The 23,885-nt window shown below is 52.7% G+C and carries 30 protein-coding genes and 1 pseudogene; 25 read left to right on the top strand and 6 right to left on the bottom strand.

The features are described 5' to 3' along the window. Positions 1 to 209: 209 nt before the first annotated feature. The 11 genes and pseudogenes from nsrR (at position 210) to NAZ64_RS14300 (ending at position 10,011) form a co-directional block, all read left to right on the top strand. A complete protein-coding gene (nsrR, locus tag NAZ64_RS14350; RefSeq protein WP_001177632.1) occupies positions 210 to 635 on the top strand; it encodes a nitric oxide-sensing transcriptional repressor NsrR in 426 nt (141 codons plus the stop codon). A 37-nt stretch (positions 636 to 672) separates the two neighbouring features. Continuing rightward, the gene (gene rnr, locus NAZ64_RS14345; protein ID WP_000076357.1) at positions 673 to 3,111 is read left to right on the top strand and encodes a ribonuclease R; all 2,439 of its coding nucleotides are present in this window, start codon (positions 673 to 675) and stop codon (positions 3,109 to 3,111) included. 90 nt (positions 3,112 to 3,201) lie between these two features. After that, entirely contained in the window at positions 3,202 to 3,933 is a 732-nt protein-coding gene (gene rlmB / locus NAZ64_RS14340; RefSeq protein ID WP_079900334.1) for a 23S rRNA (guanosine(2251)-2'-O)-methyltransferase RlmB, read from the top strand. 131 nt (positions 3,934 to 4,064) lie between these two features. Continuing rightward, entirely contained in the window at positions 4,065 to 4,469 is a 405-nt protein-coding gene (locus NAZ64_RS14335; protein WP_220569466.1) for a YjfI family protein, read from the top strand. Positions 4,470 to 4,483: 14 nt separating this feature from the next. After that, positions 4,484 to 5,182, top strand: coding sequence for a PspA/IM30 family protein (locus NAZ64_RS14330; protein WP_000511981.1), 699 nt, complete (start codon positions 4,484 to 4,486; stop codon positions 5,180 to 5,182). Beyond that, positions 5,182 to 5,269, top strand: a pseudogene (locus tag NAZ64_RS14325) (hypothetical protein); the annotation flags it as partial. The gene NAZ64_RS14330 and the pseudogene NAZ64_RS14325, both read left to right, overlap by 1 nt. 121 nt (positions 5,270 to 5,390) lie before the next feature. Beyond that, positions 5,391 to 6,074: a YjfK family protein gene (locus NAZ64_RS14320; protein WP_000090294.1), complete on the top strand. Its 684-nt coding sequence runs from the start codon at positions 5,391 to 5,393 to the stop codon at positions 6,072 to 6,074. Positions 6,075 to 6,091: 17 nt separating this feature from the next. After that, positions 6,092 to 6,490, top strand: a complete 399-nt coding sequence (locus NAZ64_RS14315) for a DUF350 domain-containing protein (RefSeq protein WP_000547736.1) — start codon at positions 6,092 to 6,094, stop codon at positions 6,488 to 6,490. Positions 6,491 to 6,499: 9 nt separating this feature from the next. After that, positions 6,500 to 7,138: a DUF1190 domain-containing protein gene (locus NAZ64_RS14310; RefSeq protein ID WP_001085585.1), complete on the top strand. Its 639-nt coding sequence runs from the start codon at positions 6,500 to 6,502 to the stop codon at positions 7,136 to 7,138. Between the two features lie 2 nt (positions 7,139 to 7,140). Next, positions 7,141 to 8,304: a glutathionylspermidine synthase family protein gene (locus tag NAZ64_RS14305; RefSeq protein ID WP_000943942.1), complete on the top strand. Its 1,164-nt coding sequence runs from the start codon at positions 7,141 to 7,143 to the stop codon at positions 8,302 to 8,304. A gap of 84 nt (positions 8,305 to 8,388) precedes the next feature. Further along, positions 8,389 to 10,011: an isovaleryl-CoA dehydrogenase gene (locus NAZ64_RS14300; protein ID WP_483640970.1), complete on the top strand. Its 1,623-nt coding sequence runs from the start codon at positions 8,389 to 8,391 to the stop codon at positions 10,009 to 10,011. A 44-nt stretch (positions 10,012 to 10,055) separates the two neighbouring features. Here the strand turns inward: NAZ64_RS14300 and yjfN are convergent, their stop codons facing one another. Both yjfN and bsmA read right to left on the bottom strand, forming a co-directional pair. After that, positions 10,056 to 10,331: a DUF1471 family protease activator YjfN gene (yjfN, locus tag NAZ64_RS14295; protein ID WP_001542902.1), complete on the bottom strand. Its 276-nt coding sequence runs from the start codon at positions 10,329 to 10,331 to the stop codon at positions 10,056 to 10,058. Between the two features lie 130 nt (positions 10,332 to 10,461). Beyond that, entirely contained in the window at positions 10,462 to 10,791 is a 330-nt protein-coding gene (bsmA, locus tag NAZ64_RS14290; protein WP_000586836.1) for a biofilm peroxide resistance protein BsmA, read from the bottom strand. 183 nt (positions 10,792 to 10,974) lie between these two features. On the opposite strand from bsmA, the gene yjfP reads away from it, so the two are divergent. Next, positions 10,975 to 11,724 carry an esterase gene (gene yjfP, locus NAZ64_RS14285; RefSeq protein ID WP_000560303.1) on the top strand — a complete coding sequence of 250 codons (750 nt, stop codon included), beginning with the start codon at positions 10,975 to 10,977 and terminating at the stop codon, positions 11,722 to 11,724. On the opposite strand, the gene ulaR is transcribed toward yjfP, so the two are convergent. Continuing rightward, the gene (gene ulaR / locus NAZ64_RS14280; RefSeq protein WP_000133620.1) at positions 11,721 to 12,476 is read right to left on the bottom strand and encodes an HTH-type transcriptional regulator UlaR; all 756 of its coding nucleotides are present in this window, start codon (positions 12,474 to 12,476) and stop codon (positions 11,721 to 11,723) included. The genes yjfP and ulaR overlap by 4 nt on opposite strands. Before the next feature lie 104 nt (positions 12,477 to 12,580). Then, positions 12,581 to 13,645 (bottom strand): L-ascorbate 6-phosphate lactonase, encoded by a 1,065-nt coding sequence (gene ulaG, locus NAZ64_RS14275; RefSeq protein WP_000049161.1) that lies wholly within the window; start codon positions 13,643 to 13,645, stop codon positions 12,581 to 12,583. 362 nt (positions 13,646 to 14,007) lie between these two features. On the opposite strand from ulaG, the gene ulaA reads away from it, so the two are divergent. From ulaA to NAZ64_RS14240, 7 genes are all read left to right on the top strand, one after another. After that, the gene (gene ulaA, locus NAZ64_RS14270; RefSeq protein ID WP_000404876.1) at positions 14,008 to 15,405 is read left to right on the top strand and encodes a PTS ascorbate transporter subunit IIC; all 1,398 of its coding nucleotides are present in this window, start codon (positions 14,008 to 14,010) and stop codon (positions 15,403 to 15,405) included. A gap of 15 nt (positions 15,406 to 15,420) precedes the next feature. After that, complete coding sequence (ulaB, locus tag NAZ64_RS14265) at positions 15,421 to 15,726, top strand: PTS ascorbate transporter subunit IIB (RefSeq protein WP_000218358.1); 306 nt, start codon at positions 15,421 to 15,423, stop codon at positions 15,724 to 15,726. A 9-nt stretch (positions 15,727 to 15,735) separates the two neighbouring features. Beyond that, entirely contained in the window at positions 15,736 to 16,200 is a 465-nt protein-coding gene (ulaC, locus tag NAZ64_RS14260) for a PTS ascorbate transporter subunit IIA (protein ID WP_000776531.1), read from the top strand. Between the two features lie 13 nt (positions 16,201 to 16,213). Beyond that, positions 16,214 to 16,864, top strand: a complete 651-nt coding sequence (gene ulaD / locus NAZ64_RS14255; protein WP_220569463.1) for a 3-keto-L-gulonate-6-phosphate decarboxylase UlaD — start codon at positions 16,214 to 16,216, stop codon at positions 16,862 to 16,864. A gap of 9 nt (positions 16,865 to 16,873) precedes the next feature. Beyond that, the gene (gene ulaE, locus NAZ64_RS14250; protein WP_220569462.1) at positions 16,874 to 17,728 is read left to right on the top strand and encodes an L-ribulose-5-phosphate 3-epimerase UlaE; all 855 of its coding nucleotides are present in this window, start codon (positions 16,874 to 16,876) and stop codon (positions 17,726 to 17,728) included. Continuing rightward, on the top strand, positions 17,728 to 18,414 hold the full coding sequence (locus tag NAZ64_RS14245) for an L-ribulose-5-phosphate 4-epimerase (RefSeq protein ID WP_001170772.1): 687 nt from the start codon (positions 17,728 to 17,730) through the stop codon (positions 18,412 to 18,414). Before ulaE ends, NAZ64_RS14245 begins: the two co-directional genes overlap by 1 nt. Positions 18,415 to 18,501: 87 nt before the next feature. Then, positions 18,502 to 19,059: a YagU family protein gene (locus NAZ64_RS14240; RefSeq protein WP_220569461.1), complete on the top strand. Its 558-nt coding sequence runs from the start codon at positions 18,502 to 18,504 to the stop codon at positions 19,057 to 19,059. Between the two features lie 52 nt (positions 19,060 to 19,111). Here NAZ64_RS14240 and yjfY read toward each other — a convergent pair whose 3' ends face one another. Further along, complete coding sequence (gene yjfY, locus NAZ64_RS14235) at positions 19,112 to 19,387, bottom strand: DUF1471 family protein YjfY (protein WP_001627599.1); 276 nt, start codon at positions 19,385 to 19,387, stop codon at positions 19,112 to 19,114. 386 nt (positions 19,388 to 19,773) lie between these two features. Here yjfY and rpsF point away from each other — a divergent pair, with 386 nt between their 5' ends. The 5 genes from rpsF to NAZ64_RS14210 all read left to right on the top strand — a co-directional run bounded on the left by rpsF (position 19,774) and on the right by NAZ64_RS14210 (position 22,287). Then, positions 19,774 to 20,169 carry a 30S ribosomal protein S6 gene (gene rpsF / locus NAZ64_RS14230; protein WP_001216673.1) on the top strand — a complete coding sequence of 132 codons (396 nt, stop codon included), beginning with the start codon at positions 19,774 to 19,776 and terminating at the stop codon, positions 20,167 to 20,169. Positions 20,170 to 20,175: 6 nt separating this feature from the next. After that, positions 20,176 to 20,490, top strand: coding sequence for a primosomal replication protein N (gene priB, locus NAZ64_RS14225; RefSeq protein ID WP_001519453.1), 315 nt, complete (start codon positions 20,176 to 20,178; stop codon positions 20,488 to 20,490). Positions 20,491 to 20,494: 4 nt separating this feature from the next. Beyond that, on the top strand, positions 20,495 to 20,722 hold the full coding sequence (gene rpsR, locus NAZ64_RS14220; protein WP_000135199.1) for a 30S ribosomal protein S18: 228 nt from the start codon (positions 20,495 to 20,497) through the stop codon (positions 20,720 to 20,722). 41 nt (positions 20,723 to 20,763) lie between these two features. Continuing rightward, positions 20,764 to 21,213 (top strand): 50S ribosomal protein L9, encoded by a 450-nt coding sequence (rplI, locus tag NAZ64_RS14215; RefSeq protein WP_001196065.1) that lies wholly within the window; start codon positions 20,764 to 20,766, stop codon positions 21,211 to 21,213. 147 nt (positions 21,214 to 21,360) lie between these two features. Further along, positions 21,361 to 22,287 carry a DMT family transporter gene (locus tag NAZ64_RS14210; RefSeq protein WP_134945104.1) on the top strand — a complete coding sequence of 309 codons (927 nt, stop codon included), beginning with the start codon at positions 21,361 to 21,363 and terminating at the stop codon, positions 22,285 to 22,287. A gap of 49 nt (positions 22,288 to 22,336) precedes the next feature. Here the strand turns inward: NAZ64_RS14210 and NAZ64_RS14205 are convergent, their stop codons facing one another. Further along, positions 22,337 to 22,972 (bottom strand): OapA family protein, encoded by a 636-nt coding sequence (locus tag NAZ64_RS14205; protein ID WP_001119446.1) that lies wholly within the window; start codon positions 22,970 to 22,972, stop codon positions 22,337 to 22,339. A 219-nt stretch (positions 22,973 to 23,191) separates the two neighbouring features. On the opposite strand from NAZ64_RS14205, the gene bamJ reads away from it, so the two are divergent. After that, entirely contained in the window at positions 23,192 to 23,812 is a 621-nt protein-coding gene (gene bamJ / locus NAZ64_RS14200; protein ID WP_000235161.1) for a BamJ family beta-barrel-assembly machinery protein, read from the top strand. Positions 23,813 to 23,885 lie beyond the last annotated feature (73 nt).

The raw sequence follows: 23,885 nt of genomic DNA, 5'->3' as shown, positions 1-23,885 counted from the left end.
ATGCCCGGTAACGCTACGCTTACCGGGTCTATGATGAGTACGCATTTGTTGGCCGGATAAGATGCTTTGCATCATCCTTCGGCTCAAATGCGTCATTGTTCCCCGCTTTTTTCCTTCCTGAACCGAAATAAATTAGCAGCCTGACAGGTGGCTGGTTTATCATCAATACAGATAAGTTATATCCCGTTTTCCCTTTTCCTGAGGTTGATGTGCAGTTAACGAGTTTCACCGATTACGGCTTACGTGCGCTAATCTATATGGCGTCGTTACCAGATGGACGAATGACCAGCATTTCTGAGGTGACAGAAGTCTACGGCGTGTCCCGTAATCATATGGTCAAAATTATCAATCAGCTTAGCCGGGCGGGCTTTGTCACCGCCGTTCGGGGAAAAAATGGCGGTATCCGCCTGGGTAAACCGGCTAATACTATTTGTATTGGCGATGTGGTGCGTGAGCTGGAACCCTTATCACTGGTCAACTGTAGCAGCGAATTTTGCCACATCACCCCTGCCTGTCGTCTGAAACAGGCGCTTTCTAAGGCCGTGCAGAGTTTTCTCAAGGAGCTGGATAACTACACGCTTGCCGATTTGGTTGAAGAGAATCAACCGCTTTATAAATTATTACTGGTGGAGTGAAGTAAACTTCATTAGAGATGACAATGGAGGAACCTCAATGTCACAAGATCCTTTCCAGGAACGCGAAGCAGAAAAATACGCGAATCCTATCCCGAGCCGGGAATTTATCCTCGAACATTTAACGAAACGTGAAAAACCGGCCAGTCGCGAAGAACTGGCCGTAGAACTGAATATTGAAGGCGAAGAGCAGCTTGAAGCCTTGCGTCGCCGCCTGCGCGCGATGGAACGCGACGGACAACTGGTCTTTACCCGTCGCCAGTGCTATGCGCTGCCGGAACGCCTCGACCTGCTGAAAGGCACCGTGATCGGTCATCGTGACGGTTACGGTTTCTTACGTGTCGAAGGCCGCAAAGACGATCTGTATCTTTCCAGCGAGCAGATGAAAACCTGTATTCACGGCGATCAGGTGCTGGCGCAGCCGCTGGGCGCCGATCGTAAAGGTCGCCGCGAAGCGCGTATCGTCCGTGTACTGGTACCGAAAACCAGTCAGATAGTCGGGCGTTATTTCACCGATGCGGGCGTCGGCTTTGTAGTGCCGGACGACAGCCGTCTCAGCTTCGACATTCTTATCCCGCCAGAAGACGTCATGGGCGCGCGGATGGGGTTCGTGGTCGTGGTTGAACTGACCCAACGTCCAACTCGCCGTACTAAAGCGGTAGGGAAAATCGTCGAAGTGCTGGGCGACAATATGGGCACCGGTATGGCGGTTGATATGGCGCTGCGTACCCATGAAATACCTTACATCTGGCCGCAGGCGGTAGAGCAGCAGGTCGCCGGGCTGAAAGAAGAGGTGCCGGAAGAGGCGAAAGTCGGTCGTGTCGATCTGCGCGATTTGCCGCTGGTCACGATTGATGGCGAAGATGCCCGTGACTTTGACGACGCGGTTTACTGTGAGAAAAAACGCGGCGGCGGCTGGCGTTTGTGGGTCGCTATTGCTGACGTGAGCTATTATGTACGGCCGCCAACGCCGCTGGATCGCGAGGCGCGCAATCGCGGCACGTCGGTTTACTTCCCGTCACAGGTTGTCCCAATGTTGCCGGAGGTGCTCTCCAACGGCCTGTGTTCGCTAAACCCGCAGGTTGACAGGCTGTGTATGGTCTGTGAAATGACCATCTCGGCGAAAGGTCGGCTGACCGGCTACAAATTCTATGAAGCGGTGATGAGCTCCCATGCGCGTCTGACCTATACCAAAGTCTGGCATATGCTGCAGGGCGATCAGGATCTGCGTGAACAATATGCGCCGCTGGTGAAGCATATTGAAGAGCTGCACAACCTCTACAAAGTGCTGGATAAAGCGCGTGAAGAGCGCGGGGGGATCTCGTTTGAGAGCGAAGAGGCGAAGTTTATCTTCAACGCCGAGCGTCGCATTGAGCGTATCGAACAGACCCAGCGTAATGACGCGCATAAGCTTATCGAAGAGTGCATGATCATGGCGAATATCTCGGCGGCGCGCTTTGTCGAAAAAGCTAAAGAGCCGGCGCTATTCCGTATTCATGATAAGCCCACCACCGAAGCGATCACCTCATTCCGCTCCGTACTGGCGGAGCTGGGGTTGGAGCTGCCGGGCGGAAACAAACCGGAACCGCGCGATTATGCCGAACTGCTTGAATCGATTGCCGACCGGCCGGACGCCGAAATGCTGCAAACTATGCTGCTGCGTTCAATGAAGCAGGCGATTTACGATCCGGAAAACCGCGGGCACTTTGGCCTGGCGTTGCAGTCTTATGCGCACTTTACCTCGCCGATTCGCCGCTATCCGGATCTTTCTTTGCACCGCGCCATTAAGTACCTGTTGGCGAAAGAGCAAGGGAACAAGGGCAACACCACAGAAACGGGCGGTTATCACTACTCGATGGAAGAGATGTTGCAGCTCGGCCAACACTGTTCGATGGCGGAACGCCGCGCTGATGAAGCGACGCGTGATGTCTCCGACTGGCTGAAATGTGACTTTATGCTGGATCAGGTAGGCAACGTCTTTAAGGGCGTGATTGCCAGTGTCACCGGTTTCGGCTTCTTTGTCCGTCTTGATGAACTGTTTATCGATGGGCTGGTACACGTTTCCTCACTGGATAACGATTACTATCGCTTCGATCAGGTAGGGCAACGTCTGATTGGCGAGTCCGGCGGGCAGACATATCGCCTGGGCGACCGGGTCGAGGTACGCGTCGAAGCGGTGAATATGGACGAACGGAAAATTGACTTTAGCCTGATCTCCAGCGAGCGCGCACCGCGTAACGTCGGCAAAACGGCGCGTGAAAAAGCGAAAAAAGGTGAAAGTAAAAACGCCGGTAAACGTCGTCAGGTAGGTAAAAAAGTTAACTTCGAGCCTGATAGCGCCTTCCGCGGCGAGAAAAAAGCGAAGCCGAAAGCAGCGAAGAAAGACGCGAGAAAAGCAAAAAAGCCATCGGCTAAAACGCAGAAAATAGCCGCAGCGACCAAAGCGAAGCGTGCGGCGAAGAAAAAAGCGGCAGAGTGAGCAACACCCTCTTCAAACAGAAGAGGGTGAATTATCTGTAGGCCGGGCAAGCGTAGCGCCCCCGGCAAAACGTAAACAATGAGTACATTAATGAGCGAAATGATTTACGGCATCCACGCAGTGCAGGCCCTGCTGGAGCGCGCCCCTGAACGTTTTCAGGAAGTCTTTATTTTAAAAGGCCGTGAAGATAAACGTCTGTTGCCGCTGATTCACGCCCTTGAGTCCCAGGGCGTGGTTATCCAGCTGGCAAACCGCCAATATCTCGACGAGAAAAGCGACGGTGCCGTGCATCAGGGCATTATCGCTCGCGTGAAACCAGGCCGGCAGTATCAGGAAAACGATCTGCCGGATCTGCTCGCATTACACGATCGCCCCTTTTTGTTGATCCTCGATGGCGTCACCGATCCGCATAATCTTGGCGCCTGTCTGCGCAGCGCCGATGCCGCTGGCGTACATGCGGTAATCGTGCCGAAAGACCGCTCCGCGCAACTTAACGCGACGGCGAAGAAAGTCGCCTGCGGCGCAGCGGAAAGCGTGCCGTTGATCCGCGTCACCAACCTGGCGCGCACGATGCGCATGTTGCAGGAAGAGAATATCTGGATTGTCGGGACGGCGGGCGAGGCTGACCATACGCTGTATCAGAGCAAAATGCCTGGCCGCATGGCGCTGGTCATGGGTGCTGAAGGTGAAGGTATGCGTCGTCTGACCCGTGAGCACTGCGATGAGCTGATCAGCATTCCTATGGCCGGTAGCGTGTCGTCGCTGAATGTCTCTGTGGCGACCGGGATTTGTCTGTTTGAAGCCGTTCGCCAGCGCACCTGATGCTAATAGTATTTTTTAAGAAAAAACCATCCATAATCGGATGGTTTTTTTTTATCTTTGGCTGGTAATATATAAAACAAAACCTACCCTGTAATTTCCTTTATTTATAAAAAAGAGATAGAGATAATAATATGGCATGGACTCCACGGACGCTGGCGGATGCATTAAACAACATCGCTGAATTAAATATTGATATACAAAATAATGAATCTTCATTAATAATAAAAATGAATGATTATGGCGATTTACCACTGGCGGTTTTATTTACCTCGCAACAAATAGTTATCGAGACTTATATCTGTCCGGTAAATACGATTAGAGATACCGCGGAATTTAATCTTTTCTTGCTGAGAAATCAGAAGATTTTACCGCTGTCTTCGGTCGGTATTACCCAGGTAAAACAGGAGGAATATTATGTCGCTTTTGGCGCGTTGTCGTTAAATTCGTCGCTTGCCGACGTGACGCTGGAAATCACCACGCTTGTAGAAAATGCGTTGGATATCGCTGAAATAACACAAGTCTATTCACAGGAATAATACAGGCGGCTTACATGGGAATTTTAAAAAGTTTGTTCACGTTAGGTAAATCATTCGTTGCTCAGGCAGAAGAAGCCATTGATGAAGCACAGGGTGTACGTATGCTGGAGCAGCATATTCGCGACGCAAAAGCCGAGCTGGATAAAGCGGGTAAATCCAGAGTGGATTTATTGGCGCGGGTGAAGCTAAGCCATGACAAGCTGAATGATTTACGTGAGCGTAAAGCCAGCCTTGAAACGCGGGCGTTGGCGGCAATGAGTAAGAATGTCGACGCCGCTTTACTCAACGAAGTGGCGGAAGAAATAGCCCGTCTGGAAAATGCCATTCTTGCCGAAGAACAGGTGCTGACTAATCTGGAAGCCTCTCGTGATGCGGTGGAGAAGGCCGTAACGGCGACAGGCCAGCGGATTGCGCAGTTTGAGCAGCAACTTGAAGTGGTTAAGGCGACAGAAGCCATGCAGCGCGCCCAGCAGGCGGTGACGACCTCGACCGTCGGAGCCGCGTCGAATGTGTCTACGGCGGCGGAGTCGCTTAAACGTTTACAAACGCGTCAGGCTGAACGCCAGGCCCGGCTGGATGCCGCCGCGCAGCTGGAAAAAGTCGCCGATGGACGCGACCTGGATGAAAAACTGGCGCAGGCCGGCATTGGCGCAACCAATAAAAGCAATGCTCAGGATGTGTTGGCGCGTTTACAGCGTCAACAAGGCGAATAATGCTCTTTACGTGGATGGTCAAAACCTGCCAGCGTCATTTGTCCAGACTGACCTGGCCTGTTTATCGGGCAGTATCTGCTTTGTTATCGGTAGCGCGAAAGCGCGCTACCGTGCTGAGCTCGTCGCTTTCATACGAGACGGCACATGAATGCGCGATCTCAAATGGCATTATGCCTAACGACAATCGCATTCTGGCTGAAGAGGTCGCATGGCAAGAGATAGAGGTTCCCCTATGATGCAATTTTTTCAGCGTTTGCTCGGTAAAACAAGCGCGCCAGCGCCGATTCGCGGACCATTAGGATTACATCTTAACGCCGGTTTCACGCTGGATACGCTGGCATTCCGGCTACTGGAGTCGTCGTTGCTGGTGGAGCTACCGGGTGAAAAATACACTGTCGCGGCAGCGAGTCGCATAGATTTAGGCGGCGGCAGTCAGATTTTTCGCTACTACACCTCTGGCGATGAGTTTCTACAAATTAACACCACTGGCGGCACGGATGTTGACGACATTGATGACATCAAACTTTTTGTATATGAGGAAAGTTTCGGTATTAACGAGGAACGTCACTGGCGTTCAGCCATTGCGCCAGCGGCAATAGGGCCGATGACGCTCAACTGGCAAGAACGGCGCTGGCAGCGCTTTTTTAACCATGAAGAGCCGGGCAATATTGAACCTGTCTACATGCTGGAAAAGGTTGAAAATCAGCAGGCAGAGAAATGGGACGTTCACAATTTTACGATGGGCTTCCAGCGCCAGGTGACGGATGACGCCTGGGAGTATCTTCTATTGAACGGGGAAGAATCATTTAACGAACGCGGTGAGCCTGAATGGGTGTTTTCGCGCGCGCTCGGCGTGGATATCCCGCTCACCTCACTGACGGTTATTGGTTAAGCACATACAGGACAATTATGCATATACTGGACGCATTACTGGCTTTCTGCGCCTATTTTTTTATTGGCGCGGCAATGGTCATCGCATTTCTTTTTATTTACTCAAAGATAACGCCGCATAATGAATGGCAGTTGATAAAAAATAACAATACTGCGGCATCGCTGGCCTTTAGCGGTACGTTGCTGGGCTATGTCATCCCCTTATCCAGCGCGGCGATAAACTCGGTCAGCATCCCGGACTATTTTGCCTGGGGCGGCATTGCGCTGGTGATTCAACTGCTGATTTATGGCTGCGTAAGGTTATACATGCCTACGCTGAGCGAAAAAATTATTCATCACAACGTGGCGGCGGGGCTATTTATGGGAACCGCAGCGCTGGCTGGCGGTATTTTTAACGCTGCCTGTATGACATGGTAACGGAAGATCATGGCAAAAAAACGAAAATCCAGAAGAACATCCGGCGTAGGCCATTCGGCAATAAGACGGATAGCCGAACCGGTTAATCCCTTTGAGCGGCAACGAAATCGCTACACGCCAAAATGCCTGACGCTGGCGATTATGGGCGGAGCGGCCTTTTTTCTCCTGAAAGGGTGCGGTGATGGCGGCAATACTGACAACGACGGCGATGGGACGTTTTACGCCACGGTGAACGACTGTATTGACGATGGCAATAGTGCCAGCGTTTGCGCTGACGGCTGGAATAATGCGAAAACAGAATTTTACGCGAATGTGCCTAAGCAATTGACGCAGGAGAGCTGTCAGTCGCAGTTTGGCGATTGCTACTTTGATAGCACCGATCGGAGTTGGGTTCCGGTATTAAGCGGCTTTTTGCTCAGCCGCGCGATTCGTCAAAACCGTGACGAACAATACATCTATAGCAGCGGCGGTTCATCCTACGCCTCCCGTCCCGTCTGGCGCACCACGTCCGGCGATTATGCGTGGCGCAGCGGTACCGGGAAAAGCGATACCGCGACCAGCCCTGGTTATATCACACGGAAAGCGTCCACCGTCTCCCGCGGCGGCTATGGCCGTTCTTCCAGCGCCCGCGGGCACTGGGGAGGCTAACCATGCTACGACATAACGTACCGGTACGCCGGGATCTGGATAAGATCGCCTGCGATCACGGTTTTGACTTTCATGTTATCGATAACGAAATTTACTGGGATGAAAGCCGGGCCTACCGTTTTACATTACGGCAAATTGAAGAACAGATCGAAAAACCGACCGCAGAGCTTCATCAGATGTGTCTGGAGATTGTCGAGCGGGCCGTCCGGGATGAGCAGATCATGCAGCAGTTGGCGATCCCGCCATTGTACTGGGATGTCATCGCCGAAAGTTGGCGCAGCCGCGATCCTTCGCTTTACGGACGGATGGATTTCGTCTGGTGCGGCAAAGATCCGGTTAAATTGCTGGAATACAACGCGGATACGCCGACATCGCTCTATGAATCCTCCTACTTTCAATGGCTATGGCTGGAGGATGCTCGTCGTAGCGGCGCCATTCCGCGTGATGCCGATCAATACAACGCGATACAGGAGCGGCTGATCGCCCGCTTCAGCGAGCTGTACAGTCGGGAACCGCTCTACTTTTGCTGTTGTGAAGATACCGACGAAGATCGTACGACGGTGCTGTACCTTCAGGATTGCGCGCAGCAGGCGGGCCAGGAAACGCGATTTATCTATATTGAAGAACTGGGGCTTGGCGTAGGCGGCGTGCTGACCGATCTGGACGATAACGTGATTCGCCGCGCCTTTAAGCTCTACCCGCTGGAATGGATGATGCGCGATGACAACGGCCCGCTACTGCGAAAACGGCGTGAGCAATGGATTGAGCCATTGTGGAAAAGTATTCTGAGTAACAAAGGGCTGTTGCCGTTATTGTGGCGCTTTTTCCCTGGCCATCCGAATCTGCTACCGGCCTGGTTTGAGGGCGAAAAATCGCTCGCAGCGCCAGGCGAAAGCAGCGTACGGAAGCCGATTTATTCACGTGAAGGCGGCAACGTCACGATTTTCGACGAGCGGCAAAATGTTATCGATCATGCCGACGGCGACTACGCTGACGAGCCGATGATTTACCAGGCGTTTCAGCCTTTGCCGCGCTTTGGCGATAGCTATACGCTGATTGGCAGTTGGATCATTGACGATGAAGCCTCCGGAATGGGGATTCGCGAGGACAATACGCTGATTACTAAAGACACTTCCCGTTTCGTCCCACATTATATTGCCGGTTAATCATACTTTTGTGATCTTGCTCCGGCGTCAATGGCGCAGTCATGACCATACTTGACGTCAGCGCCATTGAAGGAGGGAGACACCATGTCCTGGCAAACACATACCGTTTTTAATCAACCTGCTCCGCTCAATAACAGTAACTTATTCCTGTCTGATGGCGCGCTGTGTGAAGCGGTTTCCCGGGAAGGCGCGGGATGGGATAGCGATCTTCTCGCCAGCATTGGCCAACAACTGGGAACGGCGGAATCACTGGAACTGGGGCGTCTGGCGAACGCGCATCCTCCTGAGTTGCTGCGTTACGATCCCCAGGGACAGCGTTTGGATGACGTTCGCTTTCACCCCGCCTGGCACCTGTTGATGCAGGGGCTTTGCGCTAATCGGGTACATAACCTGGCCTGGGAGGAGGAGACAAGGGCGGGAAGTTTTGTCGCCCGGGCGGCGCGTTTTGTATTACATGCTCAGGTAGAAGCGGGAACACTCTGTCCTGTCACGATGACCTTTGCCGCGACACCGTTGCTATTGCAGATGCTTCCCGCCACTTTCCATGACTGGCTGGTGCCGCTGCGCAGCGATCGCTACGATTCGCATTTGCTGCCGGGCGGGCAAAAACGGGGCCTGCTTATCGGCATGGGAATGACGGAAAAGCAGGGCGGATCGGACGTACTCAGTAATACGACCCACGCGGAGCGGCTGGCGGATGATTCATATCGGCTGGTGGGACATAAATGGTTTTTCTCTGTGCCGCAAAGCGATGCGCACCTCGTGCTGGCGCAGGCAAAAGGAGGACTATCCTGTTTCTTTGTGCCGCGTTTCCTGCCAGACGGGCAACGGAACTCTGTTCGTCTTGAACGCCTGAAAGATAAACTCGGTAATCGATCTAATGCCAGCGCCGAAGTCGAGTTTCAGGATGCCGTCGGCTGGCGGCTGGGAGAAGAGGGCGAAGGGATTCGGCATATCTTAAAGATGGGCGGTATGACGCGTCTTGACTGCGCGCTCGGGAGTCATGGTTTAATGCGGCGCGCGTTTTCAGTCGCGATTTACCATGCTCATCAGCGTCAGGCTTTTGGTAAGCCGCTGATCGAACAACCGTTGATGCGACAAACCTTAAGTCGTATGGCGCTATGCCTGGAGGGGCAGACGGCGCTTTTGTTTCGGCTGGCGCGCGCCTGGGAGCAACGTCGCGAGGCGAAAGAGGCATTATGGGCGCGATTATTCACGCCAGCGGCGAAATTCGCCATCTGTAAGCAGGGAATCCCTTTTGTGGCTGAGGCGATGGAGGTTCTCGGCGGGATGGGGTATTGCGAAGAGAGCGAACTCCCGCGCCTGTACCGTGAAATGCCGGTGAACAGTATCTGGGAAGGTTCCGGCAATATCATGTGTCTGGATGTACTGCGGGTGATGACAAAACAACACGGCCTCTATGACGTATTGAGTGAGGTTTTTACGGAAGTCAAAGGTCAGGATCGCCATTACGACCGCGCGGTACGTCAGCTACAGCAACGTTTACGCAAACCGGACGAAGCAATGGGCAGAGAGATTACGCAGCAGCTTTTCTTGTTGGGATGCGGAGCGGAAATGCTGCGTCATGCCTCGCCGCCGCTGGCGCAAGCGTGGTGTCAGATGATGATGGATACACGCGGCGAAATGCCGCTGTCTGCCCAGGTGCAAAATGATTTACTGTTAAGGGCGACCGGGGGACTGCGGTAACGTTTGGCCTGTGGTACATGCCATCCGGCGCGAGCCACGCGGCATCAGGCATAGAGTATCGCCTGTACGCGCCAGTTATCCGACTGTTGTTCTTCATACATTTGAATAATTCTGTACCAGGACGCACCCTGTTCGTCGGCTTTCAGGGCGATAATCCGCTCCACATCCTGTGGGTTTCCTGCAATATTACTGACCGAGATCAGGCCGATTTCATTCAGACCCGTTACGCAGTCAGCACTGGCGAATTCGGCAGACTGTGCCGTCGTACTCACCAGTCCGGCAGAAAGCAGCAGTGAGGATAAGGCAAGTTCTTGTTTCATCGTCAGCTCCTTATTACATACCCCGCATTTAACAGGACGCTCCATCACGGTAAACCTGTTTGTGTATTGTGCACAGGTAAACGCATAGGGGCGCAAAGCAATGTAAAACTGACTAAAAATCAATCTACTGTTATTGACGATACAAAATGGCTTGTGAATACCACTGGCCGGTTACAACCGTTTCATCAACCATTAAGATAACGTAATAATCGGCTTTCGCAGCGACGGCTTTCGCTCTGATTTCATCTATAGCATCATCCGGGGAGCCCCGAACCAGCGCGCTTACGGTCCCCATCCGCTGTAGTCCTTGCGTTTGATCGCGACGGATTTCCTGCGGGTGATCGGCGACAGGCGGCGCAGGTTGCGGCGTACCCTGCAGCACGCTACACGCGCTTAATAACAGCGCTGCTATCAATGAAGCAAACCGACGCATAACTCTATCTCGTTTCCTGATAATCATAGTGTAATGCCTTATTGATTTCCCTTTAGGGGGAATGTTCCCGAAGTGTTACCTGTCACGCGATTTTCGAATGAAAACGTTGCGAAAGCGTAACCCAGTTCTCAAACATTATGAATTATTGCGCTATCCATAAACTTGCGTTAAGTATTTCTCCGTGGCATACCGGATAAAAAGGAGAGAATAATGATAGCGATTGAAACACGACAATTAGCCGGAGGCGTCGTACTACATGCCTTCCCGGAAGGGAAACGCGCCGTGCCGCTTCCCTGTGTGGTGTTCTATCATGGCTTCACCTCCTCCAGCCTGGTTTATAGTTATTTTGCCGTTGCCCTGGCACAGGCAGGATTCCGGGTAGTCATGCCGGATGCGCCGGAGCATGGCGCTCGCTTCGGCGGCGACTCACAGGGACGGATACACCGATTCTGGCAGATTCTGCACCAAAACATGCAGGAATTTACGACGTTACGTGCGGCGATTCAGGCGGAAAATTGGCTACTTGACGGGCGGTTAGCGGTGGGCGGCGCATCCATGGGCGGTATGACGGCGCTGGGCATTATGACGCGTCACCGGGAGGTAAAATGCGGGGCCAGTTTAATGGGGTCGGGCTATTTTACCGGGCTCGCCCGGACGCTTTTCCCGCCGTTATCCCCGCAGAACCCGGCGCAGCAGGCGGAATTCGACAATATCATCGCGCCGCTACGTGAATGGGAAGTCACACACCAGTTAGAGCGACTGGCCGACAGGCCGCTTCTGTTGTGGCATGGTCAGGAGGATGACGTGGTGCCTGCTATCGAAACCTTCCGGCTCCAGCAGGCACTCGCCGCGGCGAAGCTGGATAAGCATGTGACCTGTTTATGGGCCGCAGGCGTGCGGCATCGCATTACGCCAGAAGCGTTGTCGGCGACGGTAGCGTTTTTCCGACAGCATCTTTAAACGCGGAGTATGCTTACACCCTGGGCTTCAAGCTGTTGCAAAACCTGCGGATTGGCATTTTTGCCGGTAATCAGCATAGCAATCTGATCGGCGCGGCTGAACAGCATTCCCGCGCGCTCGCCAATTTTACTGCTATCGACCAGCGCGACCAGTTTCCCGACGACGCTGAGCATTTTTTGTTCCGCCATGGCGGTTAGCATATCGGTCTTGTACAGGCCATCCGCGGTTAAGCCCTTTCCGCTGGTAAACATCCAGTGGCCCGCATAGAGACTGTTTTCACTTCCCTGCGGGCTCAGGGTAATCGACTGGCTTTTATTATACTGACCCCCCATGATAATCACGCTTTCATGCTCTTGATCGATCAGATAATTCGCCAGCGGCAGATAGTTGGTAATGATCTGTACCGGCTTCCCGCACATTTCGCGCCCCAGCAGGAAAGCGGTGGAGCCGCAGTTAATCACTACGCTTTCACCCGGGTTCACCAACTGCGACGCCGCTTTCGCGATGCGTACTTTTTCATCGTGGTTTTGCGCCTGGTGCAGATTCATCGGCGTCCAGCGGGGCCGCTGTTGGGTAATGGCCTCTGCGCCGTTGCGCACTTTTTTAAGTTTCCCGCTTTCGTCGAGCTTGTTGATGTCGCGGCGCGCTGTCGCCGGGGAGATCCCCAGACGCTCAATCACGTTTTCGACGGTAACAAAGCCCAACTGTGCCAGCATATCCAGCAGTATTTGATGTCTTTGTGCTTCAGTCATGAGCTATTCCGATACAAATTGATTTGAAAAGATGATATTTGAAATAGCCTGGAAATACTAAAGTAAATGGAAAAAATGCCGGGTAATCCCGGCATGATATCGACTCACAGGAAGGATTTGAACGGTAGATCGGGTTCAATGGTAAAGCAATCGTCAAACCCACGCGGATAGTGGTATTCGAAATTGTCTTTATCCAGCGGCCAGGTAAACTTGCCGCCAACCTGCCAGATAAACGGTTTAAAACCATACTTCAGGCGATCTTTCTTCATTTCCCATAGCACGCGGATCTCTTGCGGATCGGCCTGGAAGTTCGACCAGATATCGTGATGGAACGGGATCACCACTTTGGTATTCAGCGATTCCGCCATGCGTAAAATATCCGCGCTGGTCATTTTGTCCGTAATACCGCGCGGGTTTTCACCGTAAGAACCGAGCGCGACATCAATTTGATGTTCGTTGCCGTGTTTCGCATAGTAGTTGGAATAGTGAGAATCGCCGCTGTGATAGAGATTGCCGCCCGGCGTTTTAAACAGATAGTTAACCGCGCGTACATCCATGCCGTCCGGCAGTACGCCAGCGGCTTTCTGATCGGCGGGCAGGGTGATTAATGCGGTGCGGTCAAAGGCATCAAGCGCATGAATTTCAATATCTTTCACTTTCACGACATCGCCCGGTTTTACCACGATGCAGCGTTCTTTCGGCACGCCCCAGCCAACCCATAAATCCACGCAGGTCTGCGGGCCGATAAACGGAACATCATCGGCGCAATTCTGCATTACGGCAGCCGCGACATTGACGTCAATGTGATCGTTATGGTCGTGGGTCGCCAGTACGGCGTCAATTTGACGGATAGCGAAAGGATCGAGAACAAACGGCGTGGTGCGCAGGTTAGGCTGTAATTTTTTGACGCCAGCCATACGCTGCATCTGATGGCCGGTTTTCATCAACGGGTTACCGTGGCTCTGTTTACCGGTACCGCACCAGAAATCGACGCATACGTTAGTGCCGCCTTCAGATTTTAGCCAGATACCGGTACAGCCCAGCCACCACATAGCGAACGTACCCGGCGCGACCTGCTCTTGCTCAATCTCTTCGTTCAGCCAGCTTCCCCACTCCGGAAACGTGCTCAGAATCCATGATTCACGCGTGATGCTTTGTACTTTACTCATCGCATTTACCTTCATGTTTGTTCAAAATAGTTCAAAACGTGATTTGTTTTGATTAATCCTGACACTATTTTCTCAAGAAGGCAATGGGCTATTTTTTGACTTTTGGGTAGGGGAGAACGCAGCCAGAAGAAAACTTAATCTTTTCTGGCGTCATGAGGATGTATTCATCTTTATGATTTTACTTATTTTAATGAAGAAATGAGTTATTTATAAGTAAACCATGTATTAAGTGTGCTAATTATTTGCGCGCTACGTCACATTTAATCAAATTCAATCTTGTTGTGATTACTTTTGAAAATTACAGTGGAGGGACATTATTCTGAGCGCCTGCGACTCAGCAACCTTGTCTACCGGAGATCGTTATGGAGATCCTCTACAACATCTTTACCATTTTTTTTAATCAGGTAATGACCAATGCCCCGCTATTACTGGGTATTGTGACCTGCCTGGGCTATATCCTGCTGCGTAAAAGCGTCAGCGTGATCATCAAAGGGACGATCAAAACCATCATTGGCTTCATGCTGCTACAGGCCGGGTCCGGCATTCTGACCAGCACCTTTAAACCGGTGGTGGCGAAAATGTCTGAGGTTTACGGCATCAACGGCGCGATTTCCGATACCTATGCTTCGATGATGGCAACGATCGAGCGGATGGGTGATGCGTATAGTTGGGTAGGCTACGCGGTGTTGCTCGCGCTGGCGCTGAATATTTGTTACGTCTTGTTGCGACGCATTACCGGTATTCGCACCATCATGTTGACCGGGCACATCATGTTCCAGCAGGCGGGGCTGATTGCGGTCTCTTTCTATATCTTCGGCTATTCCATGTGGACCACCATTATCTGCACGGCGATACTGGTTTCCCTGTACTGGGGTATTACCTCCAACATGATGTACAAGCCGACTCAGGAAGTGACGGACGGCTGCGGTTTCTCCATCGGTCACCAGCAGCAGTTTGCTTCCTGGATTGCCTATAAAGTCGCGCCGTTCCTGGGCAAAAAAGAGGAGAGCGTTGAAGATCTCAAACTGCCGGGCTGGCTGAACATTTTCCACGACAACATCGTCTCCACGGCGATTGTAATGACCATCTTCTTTGGTGCCATTCTGCTCTCCTTCGGTATCGACACCGTGCAGGCGATGGCGGGCAAAGTGCACTGGACGGTCTACATCCTGCAAACCGGTTTCTCCTTTGCGGTGGCGATTTTCATTATTACTCAGGGCGTGCGTATGTTTGTCGCCGAGCTCTCTGAGGCCTTTAACGGTATCTCCCAGCGTCTGATTCCGGGCGCAGTACTGGCGATTGACTGTGCGGCTATTTATAGCTTCGCGCCTAACGCGGTGGTCTGGGGCTTTATGTGGGGCACCATCGGCCAGCTGATTGCGGTTGGCATCCTGGTTGCCTGCGGCTCCTCGATCCTGATTATTCCTGGCTTTATCCCGATGTTCTTCTCTAACGCCACTATCGGCGTGTTCGCTAACCACTTCGGCGGCTGGCGTGCGGCGCTGAAGATTTGTCTGGTGATGGGGATGATCGAAATCTTTGGTTGCGTCTGGGCGGTGAAACTCACCGGTATGAGTGCCTGGATGGGCATGGCGGACTGGTCGATTCTGGCACCGCCGATGATGCAGGGCTTCTTCTCCCTCGGTATCGCCTTTATGGCCGTCATCATTGTAATTGCACTGGCTTATATGTTCTTCGCTGGCCGCGCACTGCGCGCAGAAGAAGATGCAGAAAAACAACTGGCAGAACAGTCTGCTTAATAAGGAGTTTTGATTATGACCGTACGTATTCTGGCTGTGTGTGGCAACGGACAAGGCAGTTCCATGATCATGAAAATGAAAGTGGACCAGTTTTTAACCCAATCAAACATTGACCACACGGTAAACAGCTGCGCGGTTGGCGAGTACAAAAGCGAGTTGAGCGGCGCGGATATCATCATCGCTTCTACCCATATTGCAGGCGAAATCAGCGTGACCGGCAACAAATATGTGGTTGGCGTGCGCAACATGCTCTCTCCAGCTGACTTCGGCCCGAAACTGCTGGAAGTGATCAAAGAACATTTCCCGCAAGATGTGAAGTAAGGATGCAACATGAAATTACGTGATTCACTGGCGGAGAATAATTCTATCCGCCTGCAGGCTGAAGCGAATACCTGGCAGGAAGCCGTCAAGATCGGCGTCGATTTACTGGTGGCTGCCGACGTGGTGGAGCCGCGCTATTACCAGGCCATTCTCGATGGCGTTGAGCAGTTTGGCCCCTATTTTGTGATTGCCCCCGGCCTGGCGATGCCGCATGGCCGCCCGGAAGAAGGGGTGAAGAAAACCGGTTTTTCTCTGGTGACCCTGAAAAAGCCGCTGGAGTTCAACCACGAAGATAACGACCCGGTCGATATTCTGATCACCATGGCGGCGGTAGACGCCAATACCCACCAGGAAGTGGGCATCATGCAGATCGTCAACCTGTTTGAAGACGAAGCTAATTTTGACCGTTTACGCGCCTGCCGCACCGCGCAGGAAGTCCTGGATCTCATTGACCGCACCAACGCGGCAGCTTAAGAAGGAATTGAAAATGTCATTACCAATGTTGCAGGTCGCGCTGGACAACCAGACTATGGATAGCGCCTATGAAACCACTCGCCTGATTGCCGAAGAAGTCGACATTATCGAAGTGGGCACCATTCTGTGCGTGGGCGAAGGCGTGCGTGCGGTTCGCGATCTGAAAGCGCTTTACCCGCACAAAATCGTGCTGGCGGACGCCAAAATTGCCGATGCCGGTAAAATCCTCTCCCGTATGTGTTTCGAAGCCAACGCGGACTGGGTGACGGTCATTTGCTGCGCCGACATCAACACCGCGAAAGGCGCGCTGGATGTGGCGAAAGAGTTCAACGGCGACGTGCAGATCGAACTGACCGGTTACTGGACCTGGGAACAGGCGCAGCAGTGGCGCGATGCGGGCATTCAGCAAGTGGTTTATCACCGCAGCCGCGATGCGCAGGCCGCAGGCGTGGCGTGGGGCGAGGCGGATATTACCGCGATTAAGCGACTCTCCGATATGGGCTTTAAAGTGACCGTGACCGGCGGACTGGCGCTGGAAGACCTGCCGCTGTTCCAAGGCATTCCGATCCATGTCTTTATCGCGGGGCGTAGCATTCGCGATGCCGAATCGCCGGTAGAAGCCGCACGGCAGTTCAAACGCTCCATTGCCCAACTGTGGGGCTAAGGAGCGGCTATGCTGTCGAAACAAATTCCGCTCGGCATCTATGAAAAAGCGCTCCCTGCCGGGGAGTGCTGGCTGGAGCGCCTGCGGCTGGCGAAAACGCTGGGTTTTGACTTCGTTGAAATGTCGGTGGACGAGACCGACGCCCGACTGGCGCGGCTCGACTGGAGTCGCGAGCAGCGCCTGGCGCTGGTGAGCGCGATTGCTGAAACCGGCGTGCGCGTGCCGTCCATGTGTCTGAGCGCGCATCGTCGTTTTCCGCTCGGTAGCGAAGATGACGCGGTACGGGCGCAGGGGCTGGAGATTATGCGTAAAGCGATTCAGTTTGCGCAGGACGTCGGGATTCGCGTCATTCAACTGGCGGGGTACGACGTTTACTATCAGCAGGCCAATGACGAAACGCGTTGCCGCTTCCGCGATGGGTTAAAAGAGAGCGTTGATATGGCCAGCCGCGCCCAGGTGACGCTGGCGATGGAGATCATGGATTATCCATTGATGAATTCCATCAGTAAAGCGCTGGGCTATGCTCACTACCTCAATAACCCGTGGTTCCAGCTCTATCCGGATATCGGCAATCTGTCTGCCTGGGATAACGACGTACAGATGGAGCTACAGGCGGGAATCGGGCATATCGTCGCGGTACACGTCAAAGATACTAAACCCGGCGTGTTCAAAAATGTGCCGTTTGGCGAAGGCGTTGTCGATTTCGAACGCTGCTTCGAAACGCTCAAACAGAGTGGCTATTGCGGGCCCTATCTGATTGAGATGTGGAGTGAAACAGCAGAGAACCCGGCGGCAGAGGTAGCGAAAGCGCGTGACTGGGTGAAAGCGCGCATGGCCAGCGCCGGTCTGGTGGAGGCAGCCTAATGCAAAAGCTCAAGCAGCAGGTATTTGACGCTAACATGGATTTGCCCCGTTATGGACTGGTGACGTTTACCTGGGGCAACGTCAGCGCTATCGATCGCGAACGCGGGCTGGTGGTGATTAAGCCAAGCGGTGTCGCCTATGAAACCATGAAGGTAGATGACATGGTGGTGGTGGATATGGATGGCAAAGTGGTGGAGGGACGTTATCGTCCTTCTTCCGATACCGCTACCCATCTGGCGCTGTATCAACGCTATCCGTCGCTTGGCGGCGTCGTTCATACCCATTCCACCCACGCCACGGCATGGGCGCAGGCGGGGATGGCTATTCCAGCGCTCGGCACCACGCACGCGGACTATTTCTTTGGCGATATTCCTTGTACCAGGGCGTTAAGCGAAGAAGAAGTGCAGGGCGAGTACGAGCTGAACACCGGTAAGGTGATCATCGAAACGCTGGGCGAGGTGGAACCGCTGCATACGCCAGGCATTGTCGTGTATCAACACGGGCCGTTCGCCTGGGGGAAAGATGCGCACGATGCGGTACATAACGCGGTGGTCATGGAGGAAGTGGCGCGAATGGCGTGGATTGCGCGCGGTATTAACCCTGGCCTCAACCCCATCGACGATTATCTGATGAATAAACACTTCATGCGTAAGCATGGCCCGAATGCGTATTACGGGCAGAAGTAAAACAACGCTCCGGGATCCTATCCCTCAGGGATGTAATTGGTCAGATTCCGGAGCTTCTTTCATAACACTCTATAGAATCATACTATTGTGTCTATCAACGGATTGTTTGTTAAAACTGACCCACAGCGGCGTCGGTATGGAGTAGCTGCGTTAATTGGTTTTGCAGCGGGTATTATTTCAGCATTTGTAAAATGGGGCGCGGAAGTTCCTTTACCGCCGCGAACGTTTTCCGGCGGGCGCGATGAGTTTAATCCACCGTATATTTTTTTGCGGGATTATTTAGGCATTGACCCAACACAAACGGTTTATACCTTTTCTGAGCATGTTATTAACCCTGTGATGGTAACTCACATTATCTTTTCGCTGGTATTCGCAATAGGTTACTGCGTCGTCGCGGAAATTTTCCCGAAAGTTAAATTATGGCAGGGGATACTGGCGGGGCTGATTGTTACGGTTGTCGTGCATGGCATATTCTGCCCGGCGCTGAACTTAACGCCTCCGCTTACACGACTTCCTTTTGACGAGTACGCTTCTGAAATTCTGGGACATGTATTTTGGTTTTGGGTGATTGAATTAATGCGCCGCGATCTGCGAAACCGCATAACGCATGAGCCGGATGCCGAAGTGCCATTAACAACCCGATAAGCGAAAAAAATGCCCCCTGACCAGGGGGCAAAACTATGGCATTTTCCTGATACTAGCGATAAATCTCCGCGCTGGCATGCATGTTGCCGTTACTACCGGGCTCCCGTAAAAAAATCGGGTGGTAGTACATTGCGCCTCGCGCATCAGTTTCTTCTTTCAGCGCCTGGCGGGCCTCGCTTTCAGTCGCGAAATTATGGTTTATGTAAATCACGCCTAAGCTCTGTATATCGTCCATATTTCTGGCCTGACGATTATCAATTTCAATGGCTGCCATTGTATTTACGCTGAGCAAAAATCCAGCCAGAAGGGGGAAAATACGGAAGAACATAGTGACCTCCTCGGCGGCGGTTGCTGACCTGGCCCTGCCTCCTTTTTTGTGAACCTCTGATGTTATTTTAATCGCTACCAGCAGGAGCGATAGCGACCATTTCTGATGCTGTTGTTCAAAAAATTACCGCATTTCCCGCTTCTGCCTGATAAATCGTCAACTCGCTAGCTGTTATGGTGGTTAACAGGTCGGTATCTCAGCCTTAATCTTTTACATTTCAGAACTGATCGGCAGGCACATAAATAATCGAACTATTGCCTTGAGTTTCGCCGGGCGTGTCAGTATTATAACGCGTCATTTTTCAGCCGACCTTTAACACGTTCCTTGCCTCCATGGGCCGCGGCTGACCCAGACAGGAGGCTGAATAATCCGTAAGGAGCAATTCGATGCGTCATTACGAAATCGTTTTTATGGTCCATCCTGACCAGAGCGAACAGGTTCCGGGTATGATCGAGCGTTACTCTGCCGCCATCACTGGCGCAGAAGGCAAGATCCACCGTCTGGAAGACTGGGGCCGCCGTCAGCTGGCTTACCCGATCAACAAACTGCACAAAGCGCACTATGTTCTGATGAACGTTGAAGCGCCGCAGGAAGTGATCGATGAGCTGGAAACTACCTTCCGCTTCAACGATGCCGTTATCCGCAGCATGGTTATGCGTACTAAGCACGCTGTTACCGAAGCTTCTCCGATGGTTAAAGCGAAAGACGAGCGCCGTGAGCGTCGCGATGATTTCGCTAACGAAACCGCAGATGATGCTGAAGCTGGGGATTCTGAAGAGTAATTTCTGATGACCAACCGTCTGGCGTTGTCCGGCACTGTGTGCAGGGCCCCCCTTCGAAAGGTCAGTCCATCAGGAATTCCGCATTGCCAGTTCGTGCTTGAGCATCGTTCTGTGCAAGAGGAAGCCGGCTTTCACCGGCAGGCGTGGTGCCAAATGCCCGTTATTGTTAGCGGACACGAAAACCAGGCCATTACTCACAGTATAACGGTCGGCAGCCGCATAACCGTTCAGGGGTTTATCTCTTGCCACAAGGCAAAGAACGGTCTGAGCAAAATGGTTCTGCATGCCGAGCAGATTGAATTGATAGATTCTGGAGACTAGCCATATGGCACGTTATTTCCGTCGTCGCAAGTTCTGCCGTTTCACCGCGGAAGGCGTTCAAGAGATCGACTATAAAGATATCGCTACGCTGAAAAACTACATCACCGAAAGCGGTAAGATTGTCCCAAGCCGTATCACCGGTACCCGTGCAAAATACCAGCGTCAGCTGGCTCGCGCTATCAAACGCGCTCGCTACCTGTCTCTGCTGCCGTACACTGATCGCCATCAGTAATCGGTCACGGTCCATTAATACGACTTTGAGAGGATAAGGTAATGCAAGTTATTCTGCTTGATAAAGTAGCAAACCTGGGTAGCCTGGGTGATCAGGTTAACGTTAAAGCGGGCTATGCTCGTAACTTCCTGGTACCACAGGGTAAAGCTGTTCCGGCTACCAAGAAAAACGTTGAATACTTCGAAGCACGTCGCGCTGAACTGGAAGCTAAACTGGCTGACGTTCTGGCTGCTGCAAATGCACGCGCAGAGAAAATCAACGCCCTGGAAACCGTTACTATCGCGTCTAAAGCAGGCGACGAAGGTAAACTGTTCGGTTCCATCGGTACTCGCGACATCGCTGACGCTGTGACTGCAGCTGGCGTTGACGTGGCTAAGAGCGAAGTTCGTCTGCCGAACGGCGTTCTGCGTACCACTGGCGAACACGAAGTGAACTTCCAGGTTCACAGCGAAGTATTCGCAAAAGTTATCATCAACGTGGTTGCTGAGTAATCAGGCATTCTCGTTTTTGCTAGCAACGAAACGTCGGCCCAGCGCCGACGTTTTGCTTTTTTAACCCCATCGCTTTTCGACTGGCTATCTCCCCCTCTTTTCGCGATAATCAAAAATAAAACATTATTTTAATTTCTTGGTGAAAGAATGGATACCCAACGCCAGGCCTCCCCGTTTGCCCGCAAAAACGTCGTTTATGTGTGTGCCGCATTTTGTTGCCTGCTATGGGGCAGCGCTTATCCAGCCATCAAAAGCGGTTATGACCTCTTTCAGATAGCCACCGACGATATCCCTTCTAAAATTGTTTTTGCTGGTTATCGTTTTTTGTTTGCGGGTGGGTTGCTGCTACTGTTCGCGCTGCTTCAGTGTAAACCGATTGGTCGGTTTCGTCCGCGCCAGTTTGCTCAGTTGACATTACTGGGGCTGACTCAGACGTCGCTGCAATATCTCTTTTTCTATATCGGCCTTGCGTTTACCTCCGGCGTGAAAGGCTCAATCATGAACGCGACAGGCACATTCTTCAGCGTATTGCTGGCGCACTTTATTTATCAGAACGACCGATTGAGCTACAACAAAACGCTCGGCTGTATTCTGGGCTTTGCGGGCGTCATGGTGGTGAACGTCAGCAACGGCCTGGATTTCAGCTTTAATCTGCCGGGAGAAGGCTCCGTGGTGCTGGCGGCGTTTATTCTTTCTGCGGCCACGTTGTATGGCAAACGTCTCTCGCAGACGGTCGATCCGATGGTCATGACTGGCTATCAATTGGGGATTGGCGGTCTGGTACTGGTCATTGGCGGTTACGTTTTTGGCGGTACGCTAACGATACATGGCTTCTCGTCGGTGGCGATTTTAGTCTACCTGACGTTACTCTCGTCGGTCGCTTTTGCGCTATGGAGCATTTTACTCAAATATAACCGCGTGGGGATGATTGCGCCGTTTAACTTTCTGATCCCGGTTTCTGGCGCGGCTCTTTCGGCTATTTTTCTCGGCGAGAATATATTGGAGTGGAAATACATGATTGCGCTGGTGCTGGTGTGTTCGGGGATTTGGTGGGTGAATAAGGTGAAGCGGTAATGCTTCACCTGAACGAATAGGGTATAGGCGGGGTAAGGCGTAGCCGGCGTTACTGTGCGCGAATAAAACTGCCGTCAGGCTGACGCGTAAACAGCACCTGTTGGCCGTTATCGCCATCTATCGTTAAACCTGTCACCACCCCGCTGGCATTCTGGCGAATTTTAATCATTTGACCATTTTTGAGATTACTCAGCGGCTTGCCAGCGCCTTCTACCTGCGCCATTGCATAAACGTCTGTTGGGGGCAGTCCGTGGTCACGGAACAGTTGCGCCAGAGTTTTACCAGGCTCTACCCGGTACGAGCGCCACTGTTGACCGATGCCGCTATCCTGCTGGAAAGGCTGCGTCTGCGGCTGGTTTTGTTCTTCCGGCTGGCCTTCCTGGATAGGTTCCGGCGCAACGGGCGCCACCTGATCCGGATCGTTTTGCGGCGCGACCAGTTGCGCCTGAAGCTGGGCCTCCGTCGGCGGCTGTGATTGCGATTGCAGATCCAATTGCGCTTCCCGCGTGACGACAGGCGAGTCGCTGGTCTCGCTGGCGGGCAGCAGGAAACCAATCACCAGCACGATAGCGGCAATGATAATGCCACGACGATGCATAGGCGGCAGCGGTTCCATGATGCGAAAATTATCCGGCGCGTGCCAGATTTTCGCCAGGGTTGGTTTTAATTCAAAGCGCCCGGGCATGGTTTACCTCCTGCTCCGCATCTCGTTCCTTAATCATAGAGTATAGATGGCTAACGCTATGATACTGGTAGTGCTATCCGCTTTCGTGACATCAATACGGATAATCTATTGTTTCTTTTTCCCTGCGATTTGTCATCCTCCCTGAGACAAAGTTTTACCAGAAGAAGCGTGGCTGTTATGCTGCCCGCTACTTTTTTGATATCCGATGAAGGAAAAATAATGGCCACCCCGACTTTTGACACTATTGAAGCGCAAGCGAGCTACGGCATTGGTTTGCAGGTAGGGCAGCAGCTCAGCGAATCCGGTCTTGAAGGGCTGTTGCCTGAAGCGCTGGTTGCAGGCATTGCTGATGCGCTGGAAGGTAAACACCCAGCGGTTCCTGTTGATGTGGTGCATCGCGCGCTGCGTGAAATTCATGAGCGTGCGGACGCGGTGCGTCGTGAGCGTTTCAAAGCGATGGCGGCCGAAGGCGTGAAATACCTGGAAGAAAACCGCGAAAAAGACGGTGTGAACAGTACTGAATCTGGTTTACAGTTCCGCGTTCTGACGCAGGGCGAAGGCGCGATTCCGGCGCGTACCGACCGCGTACGCGTGCATTACACCGGTAAGCTTATTGATGGCACCGTATTTGACAGCTCCGTCGCGCGCGGCGAACCGGCTGAATTCCCGGTAAATGGCGTGATCGCCGGCTGGATTGAAGCGCTGACTCTGATGCCGGTAGGTTCCAAATGGGAACTGACTATCCCACAGGAGCTGGCCTATGGCGAGCGTGGGGCCGGGGCATCTATTCCGCCATTCAGCACCCTGGTGTTTGAAGTGGAACTGCTGGAAATTCTCTAAGCGCCCCGGGTTTGCCGGATGATGGCGTAAACGCCTTATCCGGCAACCCTGACTTCAGCAGATGCCAATATTT

It is taken from the genome of Salmonella sp. A1325 (assembly GCF_056991255.1).
This window is presented reverse-complemented; position numbering and strand designations above follow the sequence as displayed.